Genomic DNA, 8,865 nt, shown 5'->3' on the forward strand with positions numbered 1-8,865 from the left:
GCAGCTTTTAAATTCGAAGAAGACTGACTAATGATTCCCGGAACCTGAACCGTGTCCCAGGAATTCACATCAAATTCAGGTTTATAATTAACGGGGAGAAAAGAAACATCAGGTATAAACTTATATTTCCAGAAACCATTTAAAGATAAATAATATGGAGATTTTTCTTTTTCCAGATCAAAGGCCTTTTGTTCATCAGGGAATGGAACGACAGAAATATGATAGTCTTCTTTATGAATTGCCAAAACAGAAGGATTTTTCCAGTCATTTGTCTGAGAATATGCCGTATAAAAAAGAATTAAAGCAAAGAAAGAGAATACAAATTTTGGGCTGATTTTTATAATTATTTGCAAATCTTTTAAATAGCCTATAAAATATTTGATAATAGCATATATTTTTTTGATCATATTTCACTTTTTTAGTGTAACATAATAAGTTACAAAAATAGGGACTATTTCTTAGTTAAATAAGTTAAAAATCTTTAACAGAACCTTAAATTTAAGGGTTAATCAATAAAAAAGGGATTATCCGGTTTTTACACCTTAAATCCCTTTCAAAATTAATAAATCAACCTAACTAAAATTAACTATCTATCTTTAACTTTTTTTCAAGATATTTCTATTGTTCTACAAATTTTCAATAAGGGTTACTTCCAGCCTCCACCCAATTCCCGGTAAAGGGTAATAAACGCCTTTATTTGTTGCAAGCGGTCATTTACATTATTGAGCTCAGCTGTCAAGAGATTTTGTTGGGCAGTCAGTACCTCAGTATAATTTGCGCTACCATTTTTTAATAATTCTTTGGTGTAATCAACCGATGTATTCAATGCCTCCAGCTGCTTGCTGCGGATTGAAATCTTTTCTGCCACATTTTCATACAGGCCCATTGTATTCGAAACCTCCTGTCCGGCAGTAAGTAAGGTGTTTTCGAACTTCAGTAAAGCTTCCTGTTGCAGGGCAGCAGCCACCTCCAACCTGGTCCTGTTGGTTCGCTGATTAAACAAGGGTTGAGTCAAACCGCCTATTAAATTTCCAAACAATGACCCGGGTTTAAAAAAATTCTGCAAATCGGCCGAAGTAAATCCTCCTGAAGCCGTAATTGTAAGTGAGGGATAGAAATAAGCGTGGGCATTATTGGTTACCTCATAAGCTTTTGCCAGTGAATATTCAGCTTCCATCACATCAGGACGGTTTCTTAGTAATTGGGCAGGGACCCCTACCTTCAAAGTGTCATTGAAATGCTGATTCACTAATGATGAACGTTTGATACTGCCCGGAACACGGCCCACCAATAAACTAAGAGTATGTTCTGCCTCAAGAATACTTTGTTTCAAATCGGGAATGGTAACCTCTGCTGCATACCGGCTTGCTTCAGTTTGAACAACTGCAGCACCGTTGACAACCGTACCTTCCTGCAATACTTTCATGGTTTCGACCAAAGAAATATTGTTTTGAACTGTTCTTTGAGTGATAACCAGTTGAGAATCAAGAGCAGCCAGCGTATAGTATACCGTAGCAATATCCGAAATAAGTTTGGTTTGAACAGCCTGTTTCCCTGCTTGAGAATATAATAATGATGCATAAGAGGCCCGCTTGGCACTGCTTAATTTTCCCCAAACATCCGCTTCCCAGCTGGAATTAAGCCCCAGCGTATATTGCTGGGTATGAGACAGTGCATTGGAATTCAGTGACTGTGAATTTTTATAAAAAGCTCCATCCGCCTGAGCCGATAATCCCGGAAACAAAGATGCTTTGGATTGTGAAAAATAAGCCTCTGCTTCAGCAATTTGTTGGGCTGCCACCTGCAAATCAAGGTTTTTGGAAAGACTTTCGTCAATTAATGCCTGTAAATTCTGATCACTGAAAAAAGAACGCCAGGGAATATCGGCAATATTAGTAGTATCTGAAGTGACAGGATTTTGGTATAAATCGTTAACGGATACGTCGGGTTTCTGGAAATGGAGTGCTGTCCGGCAGGAAGAAACCACCAGCGTCATAGACAACATCAGCAAAAAAAACCGGCAAAAATATTTTTTTTTCATGTTTTTCTTAATCATTGTTACAAAAATACACTCATCATACATCCTGGTTGACTATTTCTTCTCCTTTATCAGCCTCTTCCAGTTTTATCGCAGGTTTCCTGCTGACCTTTTCCTGAAGGCTTTGGAAGATCACAAAAAGCGTAGGAATAACAAATATTCCCAACAGGGTACCCACCAACATACCTCCCGCAGCACCAATACCAATGGAACGGTTTCCATTGGCACCCAATCCGGAAGACAAAGCCAAGGGCATCAATCCAAAGATGAAAGCAAAAGAGGTCATTAAAATTGGGCGTAAACGCGCAGCTGCACCCTCGATAGCCGCTTTTACAATCGGCATTCCATGACGGCGACGTTGTAAAGCAAATTCCACAATTAATATTGCATTTTTCGATAACAATCCGATCAACATAATTAATGAAATCTGCAGATAAATATTATTGCTGACACCCAAAAGTTTGGCAAATAAAAATGAGCCTGTAATACCAAAGGGCAACGACAGCAAGATCGAGAAAGGCAAAATATAGCTTTCGTACTGGGCACAGAGCAAAAAGTAAACGAAAATAAAACTCAGGATAAAGATCAATATGGCTTGTCCGCCAGAAGCCAATTCCTCACGGGTTAAACCGGAAAATTCATATCCATATCCTGCAGGCAATTCCTGGGCAGCCACCTGCTGTACAGCCCTAATTGCATCACCCGAGCTATATCCGTCGGCTGAATTTCCACTTATTGAAATGGCATTATACATGTTGTACCGTGAAATATTATCCGGGCCGTAAGTTTTGTTCAAAGAAACAAATTCAGAGATGGGAGCCATTGCTCCGCTTCCGGTCTTTACATAAATTCCGTTCAAACTTTCAGGATTTCCGCGGTATTTGGGTTCAGCCTGCATCATTACACGGTATTGCTTGCCAAACAGGTTAAAATCAGCTGCGTACACTCCGCCAATATAACCTTGTAAAGTCGACAAGATCGTACTGACGTCAATACCTGACTGCTTGCATTTTGCAGCATCAACATTAACCATGTATTGAGGGAACTTGGTATCAAAAGGAGTAGCAGCATACTTGATTTCTGGCCGTTTGGTCAGGGCAGCCAGAAAATCCTTGGATACCTGGTCAAATTTAATAATATCCCCGCCGGTTTTATCCTGAAGTTTGAGGTCAAAACCATCGGAAAAACTGAAACCGGAAACCATAGGAGGAGAAAAGAAAACTATTTTAGCTTCCCGAATATGTGCCGTTTTCTTCCTGAGTTTTTCAATAATACTTTTAAGATCCTGGCCTTTACCTTCGCGCTGGCTCCAATTGGTCAATCTAAAAGTCAACATACCGTAAGAACTTCCTTTACCGCTAAACATCCCTCTTCCTACATTGATTGACCGGGTCTGAATCTCTTTAATATTTGCCGCATAACGGTCGATTTCCTGTAATACGGCTTGTGTCCTCATCAAAGAAGAAGCAGGAGGCAAACCCACATCAACGTAAATTGTCCCATTATCCTCAGCCGGAATAAAACCAGTAGGTGTGATTTTTATCATAATAAATAAAATCCCTATGAAAACCAGAATTCCAATTGGCACCAACCCGCGTTTAGAAGTCACAAAAGCAATTCCTCTCCTATATTTTTGAACGGTTGACTGGAAAGCAGTATTAAAGGCGATATTAAAACGCTGCAATAAACTTAAAGTTGGCCCCTCCTGTTCATGGGCCTTTAAAAACAATGCACAAAGGGCCGGGCTCAACGTTAATGCATTAACGGCAGATATGATAATTGCAATAGCCAGGGTAATACCAAACTGCCGGTAAAAGGCCCCGGTAGAACCCGTCAAAAAGGTAACCGGGATAAAAACTGCAGACATAACAAGCGTTATGGAAACAATAGCGCCGGCAATTTCATCCATGGCCGCAACGGTAGCAGCCTTCGCATTTTTTGCCCCGGCATCGAGCTTGGCATGAACCGCCTCGACAACGACAATCGCATCATCCACCACAATACCAATCGCCAAAACCAAGGCAAACAGCGTCAGCATATTGATGGTATAACCAAAAAGGTTGAGGAAGAAAAATGTTCCGATGATAGCAACTGGTACAGAAATAGCAGGAATGATGGTCGACCTGAAATCACCCAGAAAAAGGAAAACGACAATTACAACCAAAAAGAAAGCTTCACAAAGAGTCCTGACCACTTTCTTTATGGAACTATCCAGGAAATCGTTGCCATCAACCAACAAGCGGTAAGTAACCCCGCTTGGGAAAGAGACAGAAGCATCCTGAAGCACCTTTTTTACCTGATTGGTAACATCCCTTGCGTTTGATCCCGGCGATTGGTTAACGACCACATTGGCTGCCGGAGAATTCATTGTCGAGGAAATAATGGAATAACTGTCAGAACCCAGTTCTATTCTGGCAACATCCTTCAACCTAAGCACACTTCCATCTGCATTAGCGCGGACTACAATATTTTCATATTCAGCCTGGGTCTTAAGCCTTCCTTTATATTTCATAACATACTCAAATGCCTGGTTATTGTTTTCACCCAATTTACCGGGTGCTGCCTCCAAACTCTGGTCATTTAAAGCATTGTTTACATCATCAGGAGTAAGTCCATAAGTTGCCATCACATCGGGCTTCAGCCACACCCTCATGGAATAATCTTTTGACCCCATGATCGACACATCACCAACCCCGGGAACGCGCTGAATCTGCGGTAGAAGATTTATCTTGACATAATTCTGAAGAAAAGTCTCATCAAACCGGGAATGAGGGGATTTGTTGTACACAGAGAACATCATCAATGTACTGTTCTGGCGTTTTGAGGTGGTTACTCCAGATTTTACAACAGAACTGGGCAATTTGCTTGTTGCCCTGGATACCTTATTCTGCACATTTACTGCATCAATATCCGGATTGGTCCCCTGTTTAAAATACACATCAATGGAGGCCGAACCATCATTGCTGGCCGTAGAGTTCATATAAGTCATATTCTCCACGCCATTGATTTGTTCTTCAAGAGGAATGACAACACTCCTAAGGACCACATCGGCATTTGCACCTGTATAGTTTGCAGATACACGGATCGTGGGAGGAGCTATATTCGGATATTGTTCAATAGGCAAAGACAACAGCCCAAGGATTCCAAGTATTACAATAATAATAGAAACGACGGTTGACAATACCGGTCTTTCTATAAAACGTCTAAGCATAAACTGTGAATATTATATAATGTTTTATCTCAAATAAATTTAATGATCACTAAATTAAATATCAGACTGCTGTCCGGAATTTGAAACATAAAGACTGTCTACATTTGCAGAATGAGGGATGATCCGCATTCCATCCTTGAGCTTGTTCACCCCATCAAGGACAATCCTGTCCCCTCCATGAATCCCACTGGTCACCACATAATAAGTCTTAGAATTGGCATCCAAAATTTTGATTTCTGTATTTTTTACTTTCCGGTCATTTCCGACCACATAAACAAAATATTTGCCCTGAATTTCGTAAGTAGCTTTTTGCGGGATCAATAAAGCAGAAGACAGGTTTTTAGGAATACGTACTGTTCCACTGCCACCACTACGCAAAACACCTTCAGGATTAAGGAAACTTGCCCTTAATTGTATTGAACCAGTTTGCGTATCCACAATACCGCTTGCAGTTTCTATTCTTCCGGCATGTTTATAAGGGGTATTGTCAGCAAGAATAAAAGATACAGCAGGCAGGTGCTTTAATTTTTCCTGTAATGTACGCCCTCCAATTCCCCTGGTAAAATCGAGAAATTCCTTCTCGTTCATCGAGAAATAGGCATAAACCTTGCTGATATCTGAAAGCACGGTTAATGGCTGTGCAATGGAACTATTAACCAGGCTTCCCACCCGGTAAGGAAAAGTTCCGATAAGGCCTGAAGCAGGGCTGGTAATATGGGTATACCTCAGATTGATCTTTGCATTTTCCAATTTAACCCTTGCCTGAGCCAGTGCTGCCTGCTTTGATTTAAGAACACATTGGGCAGATTCCAACTCATAATGGCTGATAATATTCTTCTCAACCAAAGGACGTTTTTTGTTGACATCCATCTGTGCTACGGCCACATCTGCCTGGGCAACTTTAATATCGGCCAGTGCAGACCTCACCTCCTGCCGGGGTTCATCACTGTTCAGCTCAAATAAAAGTTGTCCTTTCCGTACCATAGCCCCTTCATCAACCAGGATTCTTTGGATATAACCTTCTACCCTGGGCCGTATTTCAACAGTCTGCTGCCCCTTTAAAGTGGCAGGATAATCGGTGTACAGCACCGTCGACCGTGGTAAAATGGTCACCACCGTGTAATCCTTACCTCCTTCATCTTTGTCTTTTTTATCTTTCATGTTACCGCATGAACTCAAAACCAAAATAGAGGCAATAAAAAATAAAACAAACTTCATCTTCATGATATTTTTAATTCAATGAAACAATTTACAAGTTTAAAATCCTATAAAAAGTAAAAATAATTCCAAACTTATCAGGCATAAGTAACAATATAAATTTAATTACTCAAATTCCCTCAGCCAGTGTTCGGCTTCAGTATCCTTTAAAAAAATTTTTATTCTGAGTTGATTTTCCGCTATTTTCACCTCTTTAAGCCATCTGTTAAAAATGTCAAACTGTAATAAATTGACAAGTATAGCGATATTTGAATTTTTCAGATTAAAACCTTTCACACTCAAAAAGTCATTAATTTTTTGAAGCCAGGAAATTTCCGATCCAATGATTTCGGCTTCTCTTAAATCCATCAGAAAATTAATCCCCTTATGATAATTTTTATGCATAAACTCCTCTTCTTTGAGAAAAATCAAATCATCTGCCCTTATTTTTCCGTCAAATTTCTCGACTAACCTATTCGATCCTATAAATTCACACTCTATCATTTCTTCCATTTTAGTCAGAAAAAGGCAACTTCAGCTTATTTCAATCTTTATATTTTACCTTTAGCATACAAAAATCAATGATAAATCATAGAAAAAGAAATATATTCAATGAAAGTCATCAATATTTCAATCAAAAGACAAAATTGAAGCATGAACAATAAAATTCATAAAAGGCTGAACTTCAAAGTAAAATATATTTTAAATTATCAGTCCATTAAATTATATTTGCCAAATCATGAAAGAAGAGAATTGGATACTACGAACTTCCAGGAAACCACAGGTATTCTGGCTTGCTGTTGCCTTATTCTATTTTATTTTCTATTCCCAGGTATCCTTTTATCGTGCAATGACCACAAGTATTTTATACACTGTAAGTCAATACGTTATATCCCAGGTAAACCTCTTAAATTTACTCCCTAAATTTTTCGATTCTAAACGGAAAAAGTACATATTCTCAGTTAGTCTGTTGTTAGTGTTTGTAGTGACTATTGCGGTCAGTATTGAAAAAATTCTGTTTCCTTTAATTTTTAGTCATATTCAGATTTCACAACGGCCATGGCCCATTGCCATTTTTCAACATTCCTTAATTAACCTGATCGCCCTGGTAGTGAGCATAGCATTTTATGTCCTTAAAAAAGAAGAGGAAAATAAAAATAAAATTAAAGAACTAAGCCGCCAGCGGGTGGAAACAGAATTAAAATTTCTTAAGTCACAGATAAATCCTCATTTTTTATTCAATGCATTAAATAACATATACACGATTTCTTACATTGGTGACCCTTCTACACCGGAAAAAATACTCATGCTTTCAGATATGTTGAGGTATGTGCTTTATGACTGTAAATCCGATTTCGTCAGGTTGCGTAATGAAGTGGATTATATCCGGAACTTTATTGAATTTCAACAGATGAAAACGGAGCAAAAACAAAATATTTCGTTTACTGAAAATATTGAAGATGAGAATTACAAAATTGCCCCTATGCTTTTAATTCCGCTGATAGAAAACAGCTTCAAACATAGTCTGGTTGAAAAAGATCCCAACGGATATGTACAGTTGGATATTGAACAACATGGAGAAAGGCTCCGCTTCCATATAGCAAACAGCATACCTTCCGAACCTCCTGTAAAATGGTTAAATTCGAGTAATGGAATTGGGCTGAACAATGTCAAAATGAGGCTTGACCTTATATACCCGGACAACTATTCCTTTAAAATTAACAATAACGACAAAGAATTTAAACTTGAATTGCAAATCGGTCATGGACAGTAGCAAAAACCAATACAATTGCATAATCATTGATGATGAATTCCTGGCAAGAAAATTAATTTCCGATTACCTGGCAAAAATCCCAGAACTAAACCTTGTCGGTTCTTTTGATAGTCCGCTGACGGCAATGGGGTTGCTACAGAAAGAGCAGATCGACATTGTTTTTCTGGATATTCAAATGCCGGATATTTCAGGAATAGATTTTATTAAAAATATCCCTTTTCATCCTTTAATTATCTTTGTTACAGCATATCCCGAATTTGCACTTCAGGGCTTTGAATTAAATGTCATTGAATATCTGGTAAAACCCGTCTCTTTCCCCAGATTTTTAAAGGCCGTAAACATAGCTATAGAAATAGCGGAAACAAGAAGAAAAGCCGAATTATATGAACAGGCAAGGACTGATATTTCGGAGGAAAGGTCAAGAAAAGCGAATGATTTTATCGTCATTAAATCTGAAAGAAAAATCATCAAACTCTCGTATGATGATATCTTTTTTATAGAAGGGGCACTGGAATACGTCACTTTTCAAACAAAAGAAAAGCAGATCATGGGCCTGTTCTCCTTAAAAGAACTGGAAAAAACACTGCCTTCCAACAAATTCATGCGAATACATAAATCCTATATCGTTTCCCTGGAAAAGATAAC

7 protein-coding genes are annotated in these 8,865 nt (G+C 38.7%); 2 read left to right on the forward strand and 5 right to left on the reverse strand.

Features of this window, described 5'->3' with window-relative positions; translation table 11 throughout:
- The 5 genes from Q8907_08770 to Q8907_08790 form a co-directional block, all read right to left on the reverse strand.
- Window positions 1–407 (reverse strand): hypothetical protein (locus tag Q8907_08770; protein MDP4274356.1); only part of this gene is annotated, 407 nt, incomplete at its 3' end.
- 239 nt (window positions 408–646) lie between these two features.
- The gene (locus Q8907_08775) at window positions 647–2,041 is read right to left on the reverse strand and encodes an efflux transporter outer membrane subunit (GenBank protein ID MDP4274357.1); all 1,395 of its coding nucleotides are present in this window, start codon (window positions 2,039–2,041) and stop codon (window positions 647–649) included.
- Window positions 2,042–2,075: 34 nt separating this feature from the next.
- A complete protein-coding gene (locus tag Q8907_08780; protein MDP4274358.1) occupies window positions 2,076–5,249 on the reverse strand; it encodes an efflux RND transporter permease subunit in 3,174 nt (1,057 codons plus the stop codon).
- A gap of 54 nt (window positions 5,250–5,303) precedes the next feature.
- Window positions 5,304–6,467 carry an efflux RND transporter periplasmic adaptor subunit gene (locus Q8907_08785; protein MDP4274359.1) on the reverse strand — a complete coding sequence of 388 codons (1,164 nt, stop codon included), beginning with the start codon at window positions 6,465–6,467 and terminating at the stop codon, window positions 5,304–5,306.
- Between the two features lie 105 nt (window positions 6,468–6,572).
- The gene (locus tag Q8907_08790) at window positions 6,573–6,950 is read right to left on the reverse strand and encodes a hypothetical protein (protein MDP4274360.1); all 378 of its coding nucleotides are present in this window, start codon (window positions 6,948–6,950) and stop codon (window positions 6,573–6,575) included.
- 235 nt (window positions 6,951–7,185) lie between these two features.
- Between Q8907_08790 and Q8907_08795 the strand changes: the two genes are divergently transcribed.
- Both Q8907_08795 and Q8907_08800 read left to right on the forward strand, forming a co-directional pair.
- Window positions 7,186–8,220 (forward strand): histidine kinase, encoded by a 1,035-nt coding sequence (locus Q8907_08795; GenBank protein ID MDP4274361.1) that lies wholly within the window; start codon window positions 7,186–7,188, stop codon window positions 8,218–8,220.
- Window positions 8,210–8,865, forward strand: a 656-nt coding sequence (locus tag Q8907_08800) for a LytTR family DNA-binding domain-containing protein (protein ID MDP4274362.1), incomplete at its 3' end; no start/stop codon positions are given. The genes Q8907_08795 and Q8907_08800, both read left to right, overlap by 11 nt.

This window comes from Bacteroidota bacterium (assembly GCA_030706565.1).
In the GTDB taxonomy this organism is placed as follows: Bacteria; Bacteroidota; Bacteroidia; order Bacteroidales; family JAUZOH01; genus JAUZOH01.